Origin of the sequence: Amycolatopsis sp. NPDC051071, from assembly GCF_040682875.1 — a bacterium.
GTDB lineage: Bacteria > Actinomycetota > Actinomycetes > Mycobacteriales > Pseudonocardiaceae > Amycolatopsis.
In genome coordinates, this window is the sequence record NZ_JBFBBY010000141.1 from 1 (window position 1) to 18,573 (window position 18,573).

General features: G+C 66.5%; 18 protein-coding genes. 3 read left to right on the plus strand and 15 right to left on the minus strand.

Going from position 1 to position 18,573, the window contains the following annotated elements; genetic code table 11:
• Positions 1–155 precede the first annotated feature (155 nt).
• The 6 genes from AB0M65_RS32015 to AB0M65_RS32040 all read right to left on the minus strand — a co-directional run bounded on the left by AB0M65_RS32015 (position 156) and on the right by AB0M65_RS32040 (position 7,114).
• Entirely contained in the window at positions 156–1,274 is a 1,119-nt protein-coding gene (locus AB0M65_RS32015) for an oligopeptide/dipeptide ABC transporter ATP-binding protein (protein ID WP_364036009.1), read from the minus strand.
• Positions 1,271–2,266, minus strand: a complete 996-nt coding sequence (locus AB0M65_RS32020) for an ABC transporter ATP-binding protein (protein ID WP_364036012.1) — start codon at positions 2,264–2,266, stop codon at positions 1,271–1,273. Before AB0M65_RS32020 ends, AB0M65_RS32015 begins: the two co-directional genes overlap by 4 nt.
• A gap of 7 nt (positions 2,267–2,273) precedes the next feature.
• The gene (locus tag AB0M65_RS32025; RefSeq protein ID WP_364036015.1) at positions 2,274–3,209 is read right to left on the minus strand and encodes an ABC transporter permease; all 936 of its coding nucleotides are present in this window, start codon (positions 3,207–3,209) and stop codon (positions 2,274–2,276) included.
• A complete protein-coding gene (locus AB0M65_RS32030; RefSeq protein ID WP_364036018.1) occupies positions 3,206–4,207 on the minus strand; it encodes an ABC transporter permease in 1,002 nt (333 codons plus the stop codon). Before AB0M65_RS32030 ends, AB0M65_RS32025 begins: the two co-directional genes overlap by 4 nt.
• Positions 4,208–4,293: 86 nt before the next feature.
• A complete protein-coding gene (locus tag AB0M65_RS32035; RefSeq protein ID WP_364036021.1) occupies positions 4,294–5,835 on the minus strand; it encodes an ABC transporter substrate-binding protein in 1,542 nt (513 codons plus the stop codon).
• 751 nt (positions 5,836–6,586) lie between these two features.
• Complete coding sequence (locus AB0M65_RS32040; protein WP_364036024.1) at positions 6,587–7,114, minus strand: TetR/AcrR family transcriptional regulator; 528 nt, start codon at positions 7,112–7,114, stop codon at positions 6,587–6,589.
• An 89-nt stretch (positions 7,115–7,203) separates the two neighbouring features.
• On the opposite strand from AB0M65_RS32040, the gene AB0M65_RS32045 reads away from it, so the two are divergent.
• Positions 7,204–8,688, plus strand: a complete 1,485-nt coding sequence (locus tag AB0M65_RS32045; protein WP_364036027.1) for an MFS transporter — start codon at positions 7,204–7,206, stop codon at positions 8,686–8,688.
• A 19-nt stretch (positions 8,689–8,707) separates the two neighbouring features.
• On the plus strand, positions 8,708–10,096 hold the full coding sequence (locus AB0M65_RS32050; RefSeq protein WP_364036030.1) for an FAD-linked oxidase C-terminal domain-containing protein: 1,389 nt from the start codon (positions 8,708–8,710) through the stop codon (positions 10,094–10,096).
• A 40-nt stretch (positions 10,097–10,136) separates the two neighbouring features.
• Here AB0M65_RS32050 and AB0M65_RS32055 read toward each other — a convergent pair whose 3' ends face one another.
• The 4 genes from AB0M65_RS32055 to AB0M65_RS32070 form a co-directional block, all read right to left on the minus strand.
• Positions 10,137–10,847: a VTT domain-containing protein gene (locus tag AB0M65_RS32055; RefSeq protein ID WP_364036033.1), complete on the minus strand. Its 711-nt coding sequence runs from the start codon at positions 10,845–10,847 to the stop codon at positions 10,137–10,139.
• 54 nt (positions 10,848–10,901) lie between these two features.
• The gene (locus AB0M65_RS32060) at positions 10,902–11,303 is read right to left on the minus strand and encodes a hypothetical protein (protein WP_364036036.1); all 402 of its coding nucleotides are present in this window, start codon (positions 11,301–11,303) and stop codon (positions 10,902–10,904) included.
• Between the two features lie 17 nt (positions 11,304–11,320).
• Positions 11,321–12,532, minus strand: a complete 1,212-nt coding sequence (gene nagA, locus AB0M65_RS32065; protein WP_364036054.1) for an N-acetylglucosamine-6-phosphate deacetylase — start codon at positions 12,530–12,532, stop codon at positions 11,321–11,323.
• A 91-nt stretch (positions 12,533–12,623) separates the two neighbouring features.
• The gene (locus tag AB0M65_RS32070; RefSeq protein ID WP_101611345.1) at positions 12,624–13,199 is read right to left on the minus strand and encodes a SigE family RNA polymerase sigma factor; all 576 of its coding nucleotides are present in this window, start codon (positions 13,197–13,199) and stop codon (positions 12,624–12,626) included.
• Between the two features lie 164 nt (positions 13,200–13,363).
• On the opposite strand from AB0M65_RS32070, the gene AB0M65_RS32075 reads away from it, so the two are divergent.
• Complete coding sequence (locus AB0M65_RS32075; protein WP_364036057.1) at positions 13,364–13,648, plus strand: YciI family protein; 285 nt, start codon at positions 13,364–13,366, stop codon at positions 13,646–13,648.
• A gap of 4 nt (positions 13,649–13,652) precedes the next feature.
• Here the strand turns inward: AB0M65_RS32075 and AB0M65_RS32080 are convergent, their stop codons facing one another.
• The 5 genes from AB0M65_RS32080 to AB0M65_RS32100 all read right to left on the minus strand — a co-directional run bounded on the left by AB0M65_RS32080 (position 13,653) and on the right by AB0M65_RS32100 (position 18,432).
• On the minus strand, positions 13,653–14,648 hold the full coding sequence (locus AB0M65_RS32080; protein WP_364036039.1) for a PDR/VanB family oxidoreductase: 996 nt from the start codon (positions 14,646–14,648) through the stop codon (positions 13,653–13,655).
• A complete protein-coding gene (locus AB0M65_RS32085) occupies positions 14,645–15,511 on the minus strand; it encodes a metal-dependent hydrolase (protein ID WP_364036042.1) in 867 nt (288 codons plus the stop codon). The genes AB0M65_RS32080 and AB0M65_RS32085 overlap by 4 nt, the downstream gene beginning before the upstream one ends.
• Positions 15,508–16,980, minus strand: coding sequence for an NAD(P)/FAD-dependent oxidoreductase (locus tag AB0M65_RS32090; RefSeq protein ID WP_364036045.1), 1,473 nt, complete (start codon positions 16,978–16,980; stop codon positions 15,508–15,510). The genes AB0M65_RS32085 and AB0M65_RS32090 overlap by 4 nt, the downstream gene beginning before the upstream one ends.
• 80 nt (positions 16,981–17,060) lie before the next feature.
• Positions 17,061–17,534, minus strand: coding sequence for a pyridoxamine 5'-phosphate oxidase family protein (locus AB0M65_RS32095; RefSeq protein WP_364036048.1), 474 nt, complete (start codon positions 17,532–17,534; stop codon positions 17,061–17,063).
• Positions 17,535–17,541: 7 nt separating this feature from the next.
• The gene (locus tag AB0M65_RS32100; protein WP_364036051.1) at positions 17,542–18,432 is read right to left on the minus strand and encodes an SDR family oxidoreductase; all 891 of its coding nucleotides are present in this window, start codon (positions 18,430–18,432) and stop codon (positions 17,542–17,544) included.
• Positions 18,433–18,573: the final 141 nt, after the last annotated feature.

Sequence of the window (18,573 nt, forward strand, 5' to 3'; positions counted from 1 at the left end):
CTCGACCTTCACACCTTCCCCAGTACATGAAGGCCCCCTTCCTTGCGCTAGGCGCAAGGAAGGGGGCCTTCATGTACCTAGGCAAGGAGACAGTAGGTACCCAAGACACTCTCGGCCTTAACGACCCAAATCACTCACGACCCACCGCGCGACAGTTAGAGGATCTCGGCGGCCGAGCCCACGTCCGGGAGTCCGCCGATGTCGGGGTTCAGGTCCCCTGCCTCGACGAGTTCCGCCTTGACCTCGTGCGGTTTGATCCGCCCCTCGCGGATGTCCTCCGCGTAGTGGCACGCGACCCGGTGCCCGGTGCCGATCTCCCGCAGCTGCGGGCGGTCGGTGTCGCACAGGCTCTGCTGCTTCCACGGGCAACGCGTGTGGAAGCGGCAGCCGGACGGCGGCCGCGCCGGCGACGGCAGGTCACCGGCGAGCAGGATCTGCTCCCGGCTGTCCTCCACCACCGGGTCCGGCACGGGGATCGCCGAGAGCAGCGCCCGCGTGTACGGGTGCAGCGGGTTCTCGTACAGCGCGTCGGCGTCGGCCTCTTCGACCAGCGAGCCGAGGTACATCACGCCGATGCGGTCGGAGATATGCCGCACCACCGCGAGGTCGTGCGCGATCACCAGGTAGGTGAGCCCGAGCTTGTCCTGCAGGTCTTCCAGCAGGTTGACCACCTGCGCCTGCACCGAGACGTCCAGCGCGGACACCGGTTCGTCGGCGACGATCAGGTCCGGCTCGACGGCGAGTGCCCGCGCGATGCCGATGCGCTGACGCTGACCGCCGGAGAACTCGTGCGGGTACTTCCGCAGCGAGGACTCCGGAAGTCCGACGGCGGAAAGGAGTTCGCGTAGCCGCTTGGCCGTCGCTTCCTTGTCCTTGTCGAGGCCGTGCGCCTTCATGCCTTCCGTCAGAATGGATTCCACGGACTGCCGAGGGTCCAAAGAGGACATCGGGTCCTGGAAGACCATCTGCATCCGGCGGCGTGCCTTGCGCAGTTCCTCGCCCTTGAGCCCGGCGACGTCCGTGCCGTCGAAGACGACGTTGCCGTTCGTCAGCTCGGTCAGCCGGAGGATCGCCCTGCCCAAAGTGGACTTCCCGCAGCCGGATTCCCCGACCAGGCCATAGGTTTCACCCTTGCGGATGGCCAGGTCGACGCCGTCGACGGCGTACACGTGCCCAATCGTCCGGTCGACCACGATGCCGCGTTTGATCGGGAAGTGCACCTTGAGGTCGTTGACCTCGAGCAGCACCTCCTGCGGCGGTACCGTATGCGTCATCGGGCCCCTCCTCGTGCGGCCACGGCCGGGACCACCGGGTTGTGGCAGCGCAGCAGACCACCGCGATCGGGGGTCAGCCGCGGTGAAACCTCCCGGCATACGCCGAGAGCGTTCGGGCAGCGGGGCGCGAAGGCGCAGCCGCCGTCCCACGGGATGTTGTCGGCGACGGATCCCTTGATGGGGACCAGTTTCTCGCCGCGGCCTGCGTCGAGACGCGGGATCGAGGCGAGCAGGCCGTGCGTGTACGGATGCCGCGGCTCGGCGAACAACGCGTGCCGCTCGGCCCGCTCGACGATCTTGCCGCCGTAGAGCACGTTGACCTCGTCACAAAGACCGGCGACGACCCCGAGGTCGTGCGTGATCATGATCAGCGCGGTCCCGGTGTCCTGCACCAGTTCCCGCAGCAACGCGAGGATCTGCGCCTGGATCGTCACGTCGAGCGCGGTGGTCGGCTCGTCGGCGATGAGCAGCCGCGGACGGCACGCCAGCGCGATCGCGATCAGCGCACGCTGCCGCATCCCGCCGGAAAGCTGGTGCGGGTACTCGGAAAGCCGCCGTGACGGGTCGGGGATGCCGACCTTGTCCAGCAGTTCGATGGCCTCTTTCGACGCCACCTTGCGCGACATGCCGCGATGCCGCTCCAGCACCTCGGTGATCTGCAGCCCGATCGGGATGACCGGGTTCAGCGAGGACAGCGGGTCCTGGAACACCATACCGAGGTCACGGCCCCGGCGGTCCCGCATTTCCTTGTCCGGCAGGCGAAGCAGGTCGGCGCCTTCGAAAGACACCGAACCGCTGACCTTGTTGCCGCGTTTCGCGAGCAGCCGCATGATCGCCAGGGACGTCACGGACTTACCGCAACCGGACTCGCCGACCAGGCCGACCGTCTGGCCCGGTTCGACGTCGAAACTGACCTCGTCCACCGCGGTGAACGGCTTCTCACCGCGCCGCTGGAAAACGACCTTGAGGTCGCGTACTTCGAGGAGTGCCATCAGAAAATCACCGCCTGTTCTTCGGATCGAGGGCTTCCCGCAGAGACTCGCCGAGCAACGTGAACCCGAGCGCGACGATGATGATCGCGATGGCCGGGTAGTACGCGAGCTCGGGGCGGATGTCGAGGAACTGCCGAGCGCTGCGGCTCAGCATGATTCCCCATTCCGCCCGGTTCGGGTCCGGGTCGCCGAGACCGAGGAACGACAGCGCCGCCGCCTCGAGGATCGCGGTCGCCAGGGTCAGCGTGGCCTGCACGATGACCGGGCCGAGTGAGTTCGGCAGCATATGCCGCAGCACGATCGTCCCGCGTTTGACGCCGAGCGACGTCGCCGCGAGCACGTGATCGCTGCTTCGTTGCACGAGCATCGAACCACGCAGCAACCGCGCGAAGATCGGCACGCCGACCATCGACACGGCCACGATCACGGTCCACTGGCTCGGCTTCTGGAACAGCGCGGCGACCGAGATCGCCAGCAGCAGCGACGGCACCGACAGCATGACGTCGACGAGGCGCATCAGCACCGTGTCGACCCAGCCGCCGAACGCGCCGGCGAGACCGCCGATGAGCATGCCGACCACGACACCGATGACCGTCGCGAGCACACCGACCAGCAGGGTGTTCTGGGCACCGACAAGCAGCCGCGAAAGGTAGTCACGGCCGAAGTCGTCGACACCGAGCGGGAAACCGGCCTGCGCACCGGGGATGATGCCCTGGCCGAGGATGACCTCGCTCTGCAGATACCGCTCGTAGGGGTCCTTCGGCGCGAGGAGTGGCGCGAAGATGGCCACCAGCAGGAACAGGCCGGTAATCACGGCGCCGATGATGGCCACCGGGCTCCGCAGCATCCGGCGCAGCGCCTCGCCACCGAGACTGTGCCCCTTCGCCGACGACGCGGCGAGCTTGTCGATCGGCTCCTTCTTCTTGTTCAGCAATGTGTTCATCGGACACGCACCCTCGGGTCGATGAGCCCGTACGAGACGTCGACCAGCATGTTCACCAGCACGTAGACCAGCGCGCCGAACAGCAGCAACGCCTGAAGACGCGGGTAGTCACGCCGCTCGATGCCTTCGGCGAGCAGGAAGCCGAGGCCGCGGAAGTTGAACACCCGCTCGGTCAGCACGGCGCCACCCAGCAGCGCGCCGGTCTGCAGGCCGATGGTGGTGACCACCGGCAGCAGGCCGTTGCGGAGCACGTGACGGCGCCGGACGACCGGCTGGGTCAGGCCCTTGGAGTTGGCCGTACGGATGAAGTCCTCGTTCAGCACGTCCAGCACCGACGCACGGGTGATCCGGGTGATCACCGCGAGCGGGATCGTGGCCAGCGCGAACGCCGGGAGGATCAGGTGGGTGATCGCGTCCCAGGCGGCGTCCCATTCCTGGGTGATAATGCCGTCGAAGACCGCGAAACCGGTGACGGTGGTGGCGTCGAGTCCGGCCATCTGGCGGCCCTGCGAGGGAAGTCCCAGCGGGGCGGCCAGCACGTCCTGCATCATGTAACCGAGGAAGAACACCGGCACGGCGACGCCGATCAGGGTGAGCACGATGATGACGTTGTCGACAGCCCCGCCGCGGAACCGGGCGGACAGATAGCCGAACGGGATGCCGAGGCATACCGCGATGAGCATCGCGCACAGGCCGAGTTCGAGAGTGGCGGGAAGGAAGTTCCCGATCTCCGACATGACCGGCTGGGCGGAGACCAGCGAGTTGCCGAAGTCACCGGTGATTGCCCGGCCGAGGAATTTGAAGTACTGGATGAAGATCGGATCGTCGAGGCCGAGGATCCGGTTGAGGTCGGCGATCTTCTCCGGGGTCGCCTTGTCGCCCAAGAGGGCGCCGGCGGGGCCACCGGGGAGCGACCGGAGCCAGGCGAAGATCAAAATGGACAGGATCAAGAGCGTCGGTATCGCTTGTAGCAGCCGACGCACGAGAAAACGGAGCACGTGCGTTCCTTTGTTGCCAGCCCGGGAATGGGCCGAGGGGGCGGACGCGGTAGCGCCCACCCCCTGCGGTCACTGGTGGTGGTGGATCAGTTGACCGTGACGGTGTAGAAACGCTCGTCGGTCAGCGGGCTGGCCACCATGCCCTTCACCTTCGGGCCCACGACGAGCCCCGGGGTCGGGTACGCGATCGGGATCGCGGGCAGGTACTCCATGATCTGCTTGTTCACGACCTGGTAGGCCTTGGCGTGCTCTTCACCGGCGGGAGAGGAGTCCGCGGCGGCGAGTGCGCTGAACAGCTCGGCGCTGTTGAAGCCGAACTCCTTCTTCTCACGGCCGAAGAACGTGCCGACGAAGTTGCCGGCGTCGTTGTAGTCACCGGTCCAGCCGAGCAGGTGCAGGTCCTGCTTGCCGAACTTCTGCACGTCGTCCTTGTAGCCACCCTGCCACGGCTTGGCGATCGGCTCGATCTTCACGCCGATGTTCTTCAGGTCCTCGGAAATCGAGGTGAAGGTGTCCGCCGGGTTCGGCATGTACGGACGGGTGACCTCGGTCGGGTAGTAGAACTTCAGCGTGAGACCCTCGGCGCCGGCTTCCTTGAGAAGCTGCTTGGCCTTGTCCGGGTCGTACGGGTACTTGGTGACGTCTTCGGTGTAACCGGAAATCGCCTTGGGGACGAACTGGGTCGCGACCTCGGAGCCCTCGGACAGCTTGCTCTTGACGAACTGCTCACGGTTGATGCCGTAGGCCAGCGCCTGGCGAACCTTCAGTTCCTTCAGCTTCGGGTTGCCCGACTGGTTGATGCCCAGGTAGAGGAGGTTGAACGACGGGCGGATGAGCACCTGCTCACCGTCGTTGCGCAGCAGGCCGTAGTCCGCGGGTGACGGGTAGTCGTAGCCCTGGATGTCGCCTGCCTTCAGCGCCTGCTTGCGGGCGTTCTCATCCGGGATGACCTTGAAGACCAGCTTGTCGAGCTTGGCCGTCTGGGTCGGTGAGTCGGTCGCCTTCGACAGGGTGATCTCACCCTTGGCCTGGTCCCAGCTGTCGAACTTGAAGGGGCCGGTGCCGGTCGGGTGCGCCGTCGCGTACTCGGGGTACGCGAACGAGTCACCGCTCTGGGTGACGTTGTCGGCGTTGTACTTCTTCAGTGCGTCCGGGCTCTGGATCGAGAACGACGGCAGCGTGAAGGCCGCCGGGAACGCGCCCTTGTTCTTGTTCAGGTTCAGGATCGCGGTCGACTCGTCCTTGGCCTGGCAGTCCTTGAACACCGGGGCGCCGGAAGCGTCACCCTCGTTCTTGGCGAAGCCCTCGAAGATGTCGCCGTAGTAGATCATCTGGCTCTGGGCCGCCGCGCCCTTCATGTTGAACATGCGGTTGAAGTTGAAGCAGACCGCTTCGGCGTTGAACGGGGTGCCGTCGTGGAACTTCACGCCCTTCTTCAGGCTGAAGGTCCACGTCTTGCCGTCGTTGCTGCCTTCCCACTTCTCGGCAAGGCCGGCTTCGAGGTCCGCGGTCCCCGGCCTGTTCATGATCAGGGTGTCCATCATCTGGCGGATGATGCGGAAGGTCTCACCGTCGTCGTTGAAGAGCGGGTCGAACGTCTTCGGGTTACCGGCGGCACCGAAGACCATGGTGCCTCCCGAGCCACCCCCTGCGCCTTCTTCACGCTTCGAATCGGCACAAGCGGAAATGGAGACCGCGAGTGCGCCGGCAAGCCCGATCAGGGCCACACGGCGTGCTCGGGTCACCCGCAGTTGCTGCATCTGGCACCCCTTGAGGAGAATTTCGGTGTTTTAGTCACCGTCCGGTCGGTCGGAAACTCGAACTCCGCGGACGATCGGTGTGCCCGCCGACACTAGCGGGAACTCGGCCCGCACTTAAGCACGTGAGGTTACGATCGCGCTACGCGAAGGCCAATACGACCGCAAAGTGTCGGCAATTCCGGACGGAGCGTAATCAATTTTGGTCCACTAACGCGTAGAGTGCCGGGTCACTAACACAAATGGGTGTCCACCACTAGACTTAATGGGTCACTGACAGAAGTGGACATCGATGGACAGCTGCACTTACCGCAAGTAGTCGCCTGCTAGCGGAAGTGCAGGAAGGCCCCCTTGCTTGCTCCATCCATGCCCCCGCCGCCGCCCTCAAAGGACGCGCTGCGCGCCACGCCGAGCGCAAGTAGTCGACTACTTGCCAAGTACATGAAGGCCCCCTTGCTTGCGCCTAGGTACAGGAAGGGGGCCTTCATGTACTTGGGGAAGGTGTGAAGGTCGAGTTTCCTCGGCTGAGCCGAGGGAAGGGGTCCTTCACGCGCCGCCGTAGGTACCTAAACACCCTTCGCTAGAACGACCCAAATCACTCACGACAACGCGGAGCCGGTAGTCAGCGTTGGATGCGGGCTTTGATCTCGTCGATCCGGTCCAGCAGGTAGGTCGGGTCTTCCCCGCCGAGCGCCGCGCGCAGGTAGAGGCCGTCACCCACCAGGATGATCAATTCCGCGGACAGCGGGTCGTCGACGTTCTCACTGATCAAGTCGTGAATCCGCTGGTTACAGACCCGGACGACGTCGGAGACCTGCGGTTCGTTCAGCAGGATCCGGATGGTCGCCATCGTCGTGCGGTGCAGCGGCGCCCGCATCATGACGTCGGTGATCGCGGTGCGCAGGTAATACGAAACGACGCCTTCGGGCGCCTGTCGTGCGCGCTCCAGGTCTTCGTCCGACAGTGTGACCAGCCGCGCCATCATGCCGTCGACCAGGGCGTCCTTCGATCCGAAGTGGTAGAGCAGGCCGCCCTTGGACACCCCGGCCCGCGCGGCGACGGCTTCGAGCGTGACCCCGCCGGGGCCTTGCTCGATGAGTATCTCCTCGTAGGCGTCGAGGACGCGTTCCTTCGCGGAGGGCTTCGCCATAAAAGTTGACTATACCGTCCAGACGGTTTATCTTCGAACAAGGCCGGTAACTATACCGTCCAGACGGTTTAGCTAAAGGAGAGTGCGCCATGGCGGGGCGCAAGCAGTGGTCGGCGTTGGCGGTACTGGTGCTTCCGGTGCTGTTGATCAGCGTGGACATGACGGTGCTCGGGTTCGCGCTGCCGTTCCTGTCCGAGGATCTGGCGCCGACCGGTGCGGAGCAGTTGTGGATCGTCGACATCTACTCGTTCATGCTCGCGGGTCTGCTGGTGCTGATGGGCACCCTCGGCGACCGCATCGGGCGCCGGAAGCTGCTGCTCATGGGTGCCGCGGCGTTCGGTGCCGCGTCGGTGCTCGCGGCCTTCTCGACCAGCGCGTTCATGCTGATCATCGCCCGGGCGCTGCTCGGTGTCGGTGGCGCGACGCTGATGCCGTCGACGCTGTCGCTGATCCGCAGCATCTTTGTCGACCCCAAACAGCGCCGGGTCGCGATCGCGGTGTGGAGTGCCGGGTTCTCCGGTGGGATGGCGGTCGGGCCGGTGCTCGGCGGCTGGCTGCTGGAGCACTTCTGGTGGGGTTCGGTGTTCCTCATCAACGTCCCGGTCATGGTGCTGCTGCTCGTCGTCGGGCCGTTCGTGCTGCCGGAGGCGCGTGACCCGAAGCCGGGCCGTTTCGACCCGTTGTCGGCGCTGCTCTCGCTGGCCGCGATGCTGCCGGTGGTCTACGGCATCAAGCTGATCGCCGAACACGGCGTCACCCTCACGGCCGCGATCAGCATCCTGGCCGGTCTCGCACTCGGCTTCGTGTTCATCCGCAGGCAGCACCACCTCGACGAGCCGATGCTCGACCTGAAGCTGTTCTCGAACCGGGCCTTCAGCGGCTCCGTCGTGACGAACATGCTCGGCGTGTTCGCCATGGTCGGCCTGCTGTTCCTGGTGCCGCAGTATCTGCAGCTGGTGCTCGGGCTCAAGCCGGTCGTCGCCGCGCTGTGGATGCTCCCGGCGACGGTCGCGGGTATCCTCGGTGCGCTTCTCGCGGCCTGGCTCGCGAAGCGGATCCGGGTGTCCGTGCTGGTCAGTGTCGGTCTCTTGATCGGCGCGGTCGGGTTCCTGGCGCTGACGCAGGTCTCGTCCGGCGGCGGACTCGCGTACGTCGTGGTGTCGTTCACGCTGCTCGGGGGCGGGGTCGCCCTGTCGGAGACGCTGACGAACGACCTCGTCATCTCGGCCGCCCCTGCCGAGCGGGCGGGTGCCGCGTCGGCGATCTCCGAGACCGGGTTCGAGCTGGGTGGCGCACTCGGTACCGCGATTCTCGGCAGTGTCGCGACGGCGGTCTACCGCGCCGGCCTGCCGGAGGGCACGCCCGAGTCCGCACGCGACACGCTCGGCGGCGCCGTCGCCACCGCGCAGCAGATGGCGCCGAGTGACGGGCAGGCGCTCCTGGAGTCGGCTCGCGAGGCCTTCACCCAGGGCGTGCACGTCACCGCATGGGCGGGCACCGCCGTGCTCGTCTATACAGGTATTCAGGCCTACCTTCTGCTCAATCGGAAAAAAGATTCCGCAGTGCGGATCTAGTTGGGCTTACGATGAGGGCATGAGCGACGACGCCTTGGTCACCCGGCTCCGCGAGCATCTCGGCAAGGCCGCGGTGCTCACCGACTCCGACGTCACGGACGCGTATTCGCGCGACATGATGCCGCTGGCCCCGGTGGGCAAGCCACTCGCGGTGGTGCTTCCGTCCGATGTGGAGGGTGTGCAGGCCGTCGTCAAGGCCTGTGCGGAGTTCGGGGTGCCGATCGTGCCCCGCGGCGCCGGCAGTGGTCTGTCCGGCGCCGCGAACGCGATCGACGGCTGTGTCGTGCTGGTGCTGACCAAACTCGACCAGATCGTCGAAATCGACGCGGGCAACCGGCTCGCCGTCGTCCAGCCCGGCGTGGTCAACCTCGATTTCCGCGGCGCGGTGGAAAAGCACGGCCTGTTCTATCCGCCGGACCCCTCCAGCTACGACTGGTGCACCCTCGGCGGAAACCTCTCGACGAACGCCGGCGGATTGTGTTGCGTGAAGTACGGCGTCACCACGGATTCCGTGCTGGGACTGGAAGTCGTGCTCGCCGACGGGTCATTGCTGAAGACCGGGCGCCGCACGGTGAAGGGGGTCGCGGGCTACGACCTCGCCCGGCTCTTCGTCGGCAGCGAGGGCACGCTCGGCGTCATCACCCAGGCGACCCTCGCGCTGAAACCGTTGCCGCAGTTGCCTTCCACGTTCGTCGCGGGCTTCGGCAGCACGGAGGCCGCCGGTGAAGCCGTCGCGCGGGTCGTGCGCGAAGGGCTGGTGCCGTCGCTTCTGGAGATCATGGACGCGACGTCCATCAAGGCCGCCGAGGCCTACCTCAAGACCGACCTCGGCGCGGGTTCGGACTGCAAGGCCTTGCTGCTCGCGCAATCCGACTCCGGCGGCGAGGTCGCGCGGCGGGAACTCGCGGCGCTGGAACAGATCTGCGTCGACTGCGGCGCGGGCCTGGCCTACGCCACCGACGATCTCGAAGAGGGCAAGATGCTGCTGCAGGCGCGGCGGGTCGTGCTCAACGCGCTGGAGCTGTACGGCGTCTGGCTGACCGATGACGTCTGCGTGCCGCGCACCCGGATCGCCGAACTGATCGCCGGTTGCGAACGGATCAGCCAGGAGGTCGGGCTGCGGATCGCCGTCGTGGGGCACGCCGGCGACGGCAACATGCACCCGACGATCGTCTACTCGCCGGACTCCGAGGACGAATTCGCCCGCGCGCAGAAGGCCTTCGACGCGATCCTGGAGGTCGGGCTGTCGCTGGGCGGGACTGTCACCGGCGAACACGGCGTCGGCAAGATCAAGCGCGAGTGGCTCGCGCGGGAAATCGGCGAAGTCGGCCTTCGCGTCCATCGCCAGATCAAGCAGGCTCTCGACCCGCAGGGCCTCTTCAACCCCGGCTCGATGTTCTCGCTCTAGGTGCGCCGATTGGTCCCACGGGAAAGGGTGGCGAGAGGGGTCAGTCGCGCACGCGCGGGATCTGCTGCGTCGCGTCCATGTCCGCGGCCGGAGCGGCCGGAGCGTGCTTCTTCTCGCGGCGGGCCTTCAGGTACTCGATCACGATCGGCACCACGGAGATCAGCACGATCAGGATAAAGATCGAGTCGATGTTGTCCCGGATGAACGGGATGTCGCCGAGCAGATGCCCGAGCGCGGTGATCCCGGCGGCCCACAGGATGCCGCCGATGACGGTGTAGGTGAAGTACTTCTTCGGGTCCATCTTGCCGATGCCGGCGATCCAGGTGATGAACGTCCGCACGAACGGCACGAACCGCGCCAGCACGACGGCCTTCGGACCGTGCTTCTCCAGGAAGGCGTGTGTCTGGTCGACGTACTTCTTGTTGAAGAACTTCGAGTCGGGCTTCCGGAACAGCCAGGGCCCGATCTTCCAGCCGAGGCCGTAGCCGAGCGCGTTGCCGAGCAGCGCGGCGACCGTGACCAGCACGCAGACCAGCCACAGCGGCGCTTCGATCGAGCCGCTCGCGATGAGCAGGCCCGCGGTGAACAGGAGGGAGTCACCGGGCAGCACCGGGAAGATGCTGCTTTCGATGAAGATGATCAGGCAGAGCACGGCGATGACCGGGACCGTCAGCCCGCTCAGCAGGTGCATCGGGTCCAGCCACTCCGGCAGGAGGCCCATCGTCGTCACGTTGTTCTGCGCCAGGATCACACCAAAACGGTACAGGGTGACGCTGAGTCGCTTAACCCGACGGGAGAGGCCGCCTCAGATCAGCGTGAGCAGTCCGACGACCGATCCGGCGGCCAGCCCCAGCAGCACAGCCAGCAGCAACACCCAGTACGCGGGCAACGGCGCACTGCCGGGCGAAGGTGCCGGAGGCGGTGTCGGACGCTCCGCCAGCCTGGCCGTTTCCGCGTTCTCCAGCGCGACGCGCTCCCGTTCGAGCGAGTCGGCGCTGGCGCCGGAAAGCAAGCCGTACTGGAGTGGCAGCTCGTGTTCTCCCGGAGAGGCCTCCGGAGTCTCCGGCTCGTCCGGATCACTCTCGGTGTCCGATTTGACCGGGTTCTCGGCGGAGGCCTCGGTGATCCGTTCGGCTGAAGGCGCGAAGACGGCTTGAGCGCGCAAGGCATCGGACAGGAGCTTCTCCGGGTCCTTGGGCTCGCTCATCCGGACTCCCTTCGCCGCTACCCGTCGCTGACCGACACACCGCCTTCGACCGCGCTGCCCAGCGGGGCCGTGGCGCTCAATGTAGCCGCAGCCGCCTCGGTGACCCATTCGCCCTGGCGCAGGACCTTTACCGGCCGCAGGTCGCGGTCGAGCACCACGACGTCGGCCGCGAGCCCGGCACGCAGCGAGCCGGTCCGGTCGGCGATGCCGAGCAGTTCGGCAGGTCTGCCGGACGTCGCGCGGACGGCGTCGAGCAGGTTGATGCCCGCGCCGCGGACCAGGTTGCGGAAAGCCGCGTCCATGGTCAGCGTGCTGCCGGCGAGTGAACCGTTCCCGGCCAGCGTGGCGACACCGTCGCGGACGTCGACCTCCAGGCGGCCGAGGATGTAGCTTCCGTCGGCGGCGTCGGTGGCCGACATCGCGTCGGTGATGAGCACCGTGCGGCCCTTGCCCGCGTGGCGCGCGGCCAGCCGCAGCACCGTCGGGTGCACGTGGACGAGGTCGCAGATCAGTTCGACGGTGATCCGCTCGTCGTCGAGGAGGGCGCCGATCGGGCCGGGCTCCCGGTGGTGGAGTGGCCGCATGGCGTTGAAGAGGTGCGTCGCGACCGAGGCACCCGCGTCTATCGCGGGGATGATCTGGTCTTCGACGCCGTCCGTATGCCCGATGGCGGCGATGACGCCCGATTCGGCCAGCTGGCGGACTGCCTTGATCCCGCCGTGCAGTTCGGGGGCGAGGGTGACCATCCGGATGTCGCCGCGGCCCGCGCCGAGCAACGCGTTGACCGTCGCCGTGTCCGGCTCGATCAGCGTCGCCGGGTCGTGCGCTCCGCAGCGCGCCTTCGAGATGAAGGGGCCTTCGAGGTGAATACCGGCAAGTTCACCCTCTTGGACCAGCTCCCGAAGGGCCGCGATCTGGTCTCTGAGCACCGAAATGGGGTCGGAGACGAGGCTGCCGAGCATGGTCGTGGTCCCGTGACGCCGATGCGCGCGCACGGCGCGGAGCAGCTCCTCGGGGTTCGCACTGGAGAACGATCCGCCCCCACCGCCGTGGCAGTGGGTGTCGATGAAGCCGGGTACGATCAGGCACCCGTCCGCGTCGACATAGTCGAGACTGCCGACGTCCGGGGGTGTCCCGGAACCGACTTGGACGATCTTGCCGCCGGCGACAATCAGCCAGCCGTCGTCGAGTACACGGTCCGGGGCGACGACCCGGCCGCCCACGATCAAGAAATCTCCGGCGCCACTCACGCCCCCCAGCATATATTGGTCTGGACCAAGCATGGCGGCACAACCCAGCGGTCGAGATTAAAGCCGGGTGTCAGTTCGGCGACTGCATTGCTTTCTGCAGCGCCTCCAGCGCCCGGCTGGCGGTTGACTTCACGGTACCTTTCGAAATGCCGGCGGCCTCGGAAATCTCGGCCTCACTCAACCCACCGTAGTAACGGAGCACGAGAACTTCGCGCTGGCGGGGCGGCAGTTTGGACAAAGCGCTCACAACGGCCTGATGTTCACTCGACAGCATGGCGAGGCTTTCGGCCGAACGCGCGTTGACGGCGTGCGGCGCGACGTACTCGCGGGCGGTCTTGCGGCGGCGCAGCACACTGCGTGATCCGTTGACCACCGCGGTGCGCAGATAGCCGACGGCCGCGGCGGCGTCCCGCAGCTTTCCCCAGTTGCGATGGAGCCCGGTGAACGCCTCCTGGACGACGTCCTCGGCCGTTGCCGGTTCGTCCACGAGCAGGATGGCCAGCCGGACGAGCCGCATCCGATGCTGGCGATAGAGATCCTCAAGGGTCAGCGGTGCCGCAGGAGGTGGTGGCGTGACCGGTCCGTCCATGGTGCGCAGATGGCCGAGGGTCACCTCGACACTGCGTTCCGCGTTGCCCTCGAGCATGTACCCCTACCTGTTCATTTACCCCTTTGAAGCACAACCTGTGCGTGGCGCCCGATCAGCGTATCGGGTAGGGCGAGACCTCTGCCTGATCGGATCCTGAGAACGTGTTCCGGAGTCGGATAGCGTCTGTGGCGGCACTGTTGAAGCGATCTTGGGAGACGTCGATGGCCTGGTTCCTGGTGGAGATCCGGTACGTGCGAGAAAAGCTGGAAGACGTGCGGCCGCGGCACCGGGAGTTCCTCTCCGACCTCGCTGACCAGGGTGTTGTCGCGCTCGGCGGCCCGCTGGGAGACGGCTCCGGCGGCGTCTCGCTCTACCAGGCGGCCGACGAGACCGCGTTGCTCGAGATCATCAACCAGGATCCTTATCACCTCGAAGGCGTTGTCGCGGAGCGGATCGTCCGCGAGTTCAAGCCGGTCATCGGTGCCTGGCTGCCGCAAGAAGCCTGAAGTATCAGAGATCGAGGGTGACCGGCTCGCGTTCGACGCAGACCCGGACGCGGTCGCCGGTCACCGTCGGCAGCTCGCAGGTCCCGCAGAACCCCTGGCGGCACGAATAGGCGATGCCAGGCACGGTTTCACGCAGGACGTCGAGGATTGTCCGGTCGGCGGGTACGTCCAGTGTCCGGCCACTGCGGGCCAGCGTGACCCGGAACGGCTTGCCGCCGACGAGCGGCGGCGTCGAGAACCGCTCGAAGAACACCGGCCCGGACGTCCGCGAAGCCGCGTCCGTCCGGACGCCGACGATCATCGGAATCGGCCCACAGCAGTAAATCGGGGCACTCTTTTCTGCCCCTTCGAGCAGTTCCGCGCCCGAGGCGGGGATCCCGTAGTCCGTATCCGGACGAATCCAGACACGGTCCCCGAATTCGGACAATTCATCCAGAAACGGCATGGAAGCCAGATCGCGGCCGGTGTAGACCAGCCGCCAGTTCGCGCCGGACGCGGCCGCTTGCCGCACCATCGGCAGGATCGGCGTGATCCCGATGCCGCCCGCGATGAACAGGTACGCCGGGCTCGCCACGAAAGGAAACGCGTTGCGTGGTCCGCGCGCGGTGATCCGCGCGCCCTTCTTCAAGGCGTGCACCGCCGTCGATCCCTCGCCTGACAACCGGACGCCGACGCGGTAGGCCGAGCGGTCGTCCAGGTCGCCGCACAGGGAGTACTGCCGGACCAGCCCCGGCCGTGGGGCGAGGTCGAGGTGCGCACCCGGCCGCCAAGACGGCAGCAGTTCGCCGCGTTCGTGCACCAAACGCAGGCTGACGACACCTTCGGCCTCGACGCGGAGGTCGTCGACGATCAGCGGCAGATCGCGGTCGACGGCGAGCACTGGCGGACGACGGCGCCCGCTGACCCCGCTGAGCCTGCGATACACCGCGACGACGCCGGTCAGCGACGCCATCACGCGGTCGGTCCGCCCGCTGCCGTCGAGCCGCAGCGGGCGCGTCATCGTGGTTCGTCGGCCGCCAGCGCGGCCGGGGAGCTCGCAAGGTACGCGACGGCTTGGTCGGTACTGCCGGTTTCGGTGGGGTGATAAGACTTCCGGAAGTACGGCCGGATCTCACGCCGCAGTTGCCTGCCCGACGGCAGCAAACCGCGTTTCGCCACTCGCAGATATGTCTTGAAACTTGTCTTGCCCGGCCGGGCCGGGTCGTTCTTCATGAGGAACCTGGTGCCGCGTAAGAAGACCCACGCGAGCACCGGGGTCACCACGAGCATGCTGCGCACGCGGCGCCCGTAACGGCCGTCGAGGTGCATGAACAGGTCGAAGGCGACGGAGCGGTGCTCGACCTCTTCCGCGCCGTGCCAGCGCAGGAGATCCAGCATCGTCGGGTCGGCGTCCACGGCGTCGAGTTCCTTGGCGTCGAGGATCCACTGGCCTAGGAACGCGGTGTAGTGCTCGATCGCGGCGATGATGGCGAGCCGTTCGATCAACCATTCTTCCCGCCGTTTGGCGGACAGCGGGCGGTCACCGAGCAGACGGCGGAACATCCACTCCATCTGCGCGATGTACGGCCGCACGTTCACGCCCGCCGCTTCGAGGTGCCCGGCGGCGCCGTCGTGCGCCTCGGCGTGCATGGCCTCCTGGCCGATGAAGCCGAGGACGTCCTCCTTGAGCCGCTCGTCGCGGATCAGCGGCACGGCCTGCTTGAAGACCTCGACGAACCAGCGTTCGCCCTCGGGCAGCGCCAGGTGCAGCACGTTGATCGTGTGGGTGGCCTGCGGTTCGCCGGGGATCCAGTGCATCGGCAGCGACGCCCAGTCGAATTCGACGTCGCGTGCGTGCAGGACGATCTGCTCGTGGTCCGTCACGACGACCTCCCGCTGAGTTCGTAGTCGCTCGCGTCGACCTTGCGGGTTTCGAGCCAGTAGCGCCAGGTGAAGCCGGGCCAGATCGTCCGGTTGACCCCCTTCGCGTCGAGGTACCAGCTCTTGCAACCGCCCTGGGTCCACACGCCCTTGACCAGCTTGCCCTGGATGTCGCGCTGGAACTTCTCCTGCACGCCAGGCCGGACGTCGAGCGCCGCGGCGCCGCGCGAGTCGGCGAGCTTGATCGCGTCGACGACGTAACGTGCCTGCGATTCGATCATGAACACCACGGAGTTGTGGCCCAGCGCGGTGTTCGGGCCGAGGAGGAAGAACAGGTTGGGGAAACCGGAGACGCTGATGCCCTTATGGGTGCGCATCCCCTCGGTGGCCCATTCCTTGGCGAGATCACGGCCGTCGATCCCGGTGATGTCCAGGTATTCCAGTGCGTCCGTGACCTTGAAACCGGTGCCGTAGACGATCGCGTTGACCTCGTGCTCGACGCCGTTCCCGTCGACGACGCTGTGCGCCTTGATCTCACGGACGCCTTCGGTGTTGACGTCCACATTGGACCGGTTGAGCGCCGGATAGTAGTCGTTGGAGATCAGCACCCGCTTGCAGCCCATGGTGTAGTCGGGGGTGACCTTCTCGCGCAGCGCGGAATTCTTGATGGCGCGGCCGATATGCCGCCGCGCGATCAGCTCGCCGGCCTTCATCAGCGCGGGGTGGCCGTTGAAGCCGATCGCCCGTGCTTCGAGGAACCAGTACAGCGCGTTGCGGTAGAGCCGTTGCACGCCGGGGACCCGCCGGAACGCGGTTTTGGCCCAGCCGGGCATGGCGTGGTCGGGTTTCGGCATGATCCACGGCGGTGTGCGCTGGAACAGCGTCAGTTCGGCGACCTCGGGCGCGATCTCCGGCACGAACTGGACCGCGCTGGCGCCGGTGCCGACCACGGCGACCTTCTTGCCGCGCAGGTCGTATTCGTGGTTCCACTGTGCGGAATGCCAGGTCTGACCCTTGAACTTCTCGATCCCTGGCAGCTTCGGGACCTGCGGGATGTGCAGGCCGCCGACGCCGGAGACGACGAACTGGGCCTCGATGTCCTGCCCCGATTTGGTGTGGACGTGCCAGCGGCGCGCGGTCTCGTCCCAGTCCGCGCCGGTGAGTTCGACGCCGAACCGGATCTTGTCCCGCAGCCGGTACTTACCGGTGACGTCCTTGAGGTACTGGAAGATCTCCGGCGCCGGCGAGAACGAGCGCGACCAGTCCGGGTTCTGCTCGTAGGAGAACGAGTACATATGGGACTGCACGTCGCAGGCGCAGCCGGGGTACGAGTTGTCGCGCCACGTACCGCCGACTTCGTCCGCCTTCTCCAGGATCACGTAGTCCCGGATGCCTGCCTTTTCGAGCTGGATGGCCTGGCCGAGCCCGGAGAATCCGGTGCCCACGATCACGACCTTGAATCGCTCGGTCATTTGTGCCCTCCGCGTCGAGGTTTGTTCTGCGCGAATGACGTTACCGGAAGTAACAGTTACTTTCTAGTACGACTTACTCGTCAGTATGTTCCACCGAGCTTCGAATGATCCCAGCTGACGATCTTCGTCGGCTTGAAGATCAGCCCGATCCGCTTCGCGGCCTGCTTGCCGATGAAGCCGGCGAGTTCGTCGGGCACTGGGTCGCCGGGCTTCGCGCCCGCGTAGCGCTGCATGAGCGTGATACCCATCTGGGTGACGATCGGGGTATCGGTGATGACCTCGACGTCGGCTTCGAGGGAGATCCCGCGGAGCTTGTCGTAGGCGTCGCCGTCCTCGATGAGCACCGTGGCGCGCGGGTCACGCTCCAGGTTCTTGGCCTTCTGGGACGACCCGTAGGTCCAGGTCGCGACGCCGGACTCGTACGGGTAGTACCAGAGCGGGGCGAGATGGGGGCGGCCGTTGGGCCCGATCGTCGCGACGTTGATGACCTTCTGCTCGTCGAGGTACGCGGCGAGTTCGTCGGGTGTCATACGGATCTGGTCGCGACGGGACATGGTGTGGTCAGCCCTTCTTCGTAGCTGCCCGGCCTGCCTGACCGGTTATCGAAGATTCGTACGCGCCACGCTGCTCGATGTCCACGAGTGCGGCGGCGTCGGCCTTCCTGATCCGGCTCTTCGCGCCGATCTCGATGATCGGCGGCAGGAACGCGCGGATCAGTTTGAGCCCGCCGACCCAGCGCGGGACGTGGATGGTGCGGGCGCGTTTGTTGATCCCGGCCTGGAGGAGGTCGAGCGCGACGGACAGCGGGTAGGTCTTGCCGAGCAGGCCGGGCATGCCGGTGCGGAGCTTGCCGAAGACCGGGTGCTTGTCGGCGCTCTCGACGAGGTCGGTGCGGATCCAGGTCGGGTGCGCGACGCCGACCTTCACGCCGAGGTGGGCGACTTCGGCGCGGAGGCTGTTGGAGAACGCCTCGACACCGGCCTTCGCGGCGGCGTAGTTGGCCATGCCGGGGGCGTGGGTGATCGCGGCCAGCGAGGAGATCGCGAGCAGGTAGCCCTTGCGCTCGATGACATGCGGAAGGGTGACGCGGAACGTGCGCCAGACGCCAAGGAGGTCGACCTCGATGACTTTTTCGAAGGCGGCCGGGTCCACTGAACGGACGAAACCGGAGGTCGCGATGCCGGCGTTCGCGATGACGACGTCGATACCCCCGAAGTGTTCGACGACGCCGGCGGTGGCGGTTTCGAGCTGCTCCCAGTCGGTGACGTCCGCTTCCCAGGCGCGGGCGTTGGCGCCGATCTTCTCGGCGACCGCCTTCTGCTCCTTCGCCTCGATGCCGACCAAGGCGACCTTCGCGCCTTGCGCGGCCAGGCGTTCGGCGAGCCCCGCGCCGATGCCCCTCGCGGCGCCGGTGATCAGGACGACCTTGCCGTTCACGCTGTTCTTGGCCACGTTGCCTCCTCGTCCGAGCCCTTCGGCTTTCGGACGGTACCCCAACCTACCCGGAGTAAGCTACCCACAAGTAAGTACACCCGCGTTTCGTCCTCTAGTTGCGGTAGTACGTAGTGCGAACCACCGCAACTAGAGGACGAA

Coding starts and splice junctions, on each gene's coding strand:
- AB0M65_RS32015 (WP_364036009.1), bottom strand. CDS start 1,274: ATGACGCATACGGTACCGCCGCAGGAGGTGCTGCTCGAGGTCAACGAC.
- AB0M65_RS32020 (WP_364036012.1), bottom strand. CDS start 2,266: ATGGCACTCCTCGAAGTACGCGACCTCAAGGTCGTTTTCCAGCGGCGC.
- AB0M65_RS32025 (WP_364036015.1), bottom strand. CDS start 3,209: ATGAACACATTGCTGAACAAGAAGAAGGAGCCGATCGACAAGCTCGCC.
- AB0M65_RS32035 (WP_364036021.1), bottom strand. CDS start 5,835: ATGGTCTTCGGTGCCGCCGGTAACCCGAAGACGTTCGACCCGCTCTTC.
- AB0M65_RS32040 (WP_364036024.1), bottom strand. CDS start 7,114: ATGGCGAAGCCCTCCGCGAAGGAACGCGTCCTCGACGCCTACGAGGAG.
- AB0M65_RS32045 (WP_364036027.1), top strand. CDS start 7,204: ATGGCGGGGCGCAAGCAGTGGTCGGCGTTGGCGGTACTGGTGCTTCCG.
- AB0M65_RS32050 (WP_364036030.1), top strand. CDS start 8,708: ATGAGCGACGACGCCTTGGTCACCCGGCTCCGCGAGCATCTCGGCAAG.
- AB0M65_RS32060 (WP_364036036.1), bottom strand. CDS start 11,303: ATGAGCGAGCCCAAGGACCCGGAGAAGCTCCTGTCCGATGCCTTGCGC.
- AB0M65_RS32070 (WP_101611345.1), bottom strand. CDS start 13,199: ATGCTCGAGGGCAACGCGGAACGCAGTGTCGAGGTGACCCTCGGCCAT.
- AB0M65_RS32075 (WP_364036057.1), top strand. CDS start 13,364: ATGGCCTGGTTCCTGGTGGAGATCCGGTACGTGCGAGAAAAGCTGGAA.
- AB0M65_RS32080 (WP_364036039.1), bottom strand. CDS start 14,648: ATGACGCGCCCGCTGCGGCTCGACGGCAGCGGGCGGACCGACCGCGTG.
- AB0M65_RS32090 (WP_364036045.1), bottom strand. CDS start 16,980: ATGACCGAGCGATTCAAGGTCGTGATCGTGGGCACCGGATTCTCCGGG.
- AB0M65_RS32095 (WP_364036048.1), bottom strand. CDS start 17,534: ATGTCCCGTCGCGACCAGATCCGTATGACACCCGACGAACTCGCCGCG.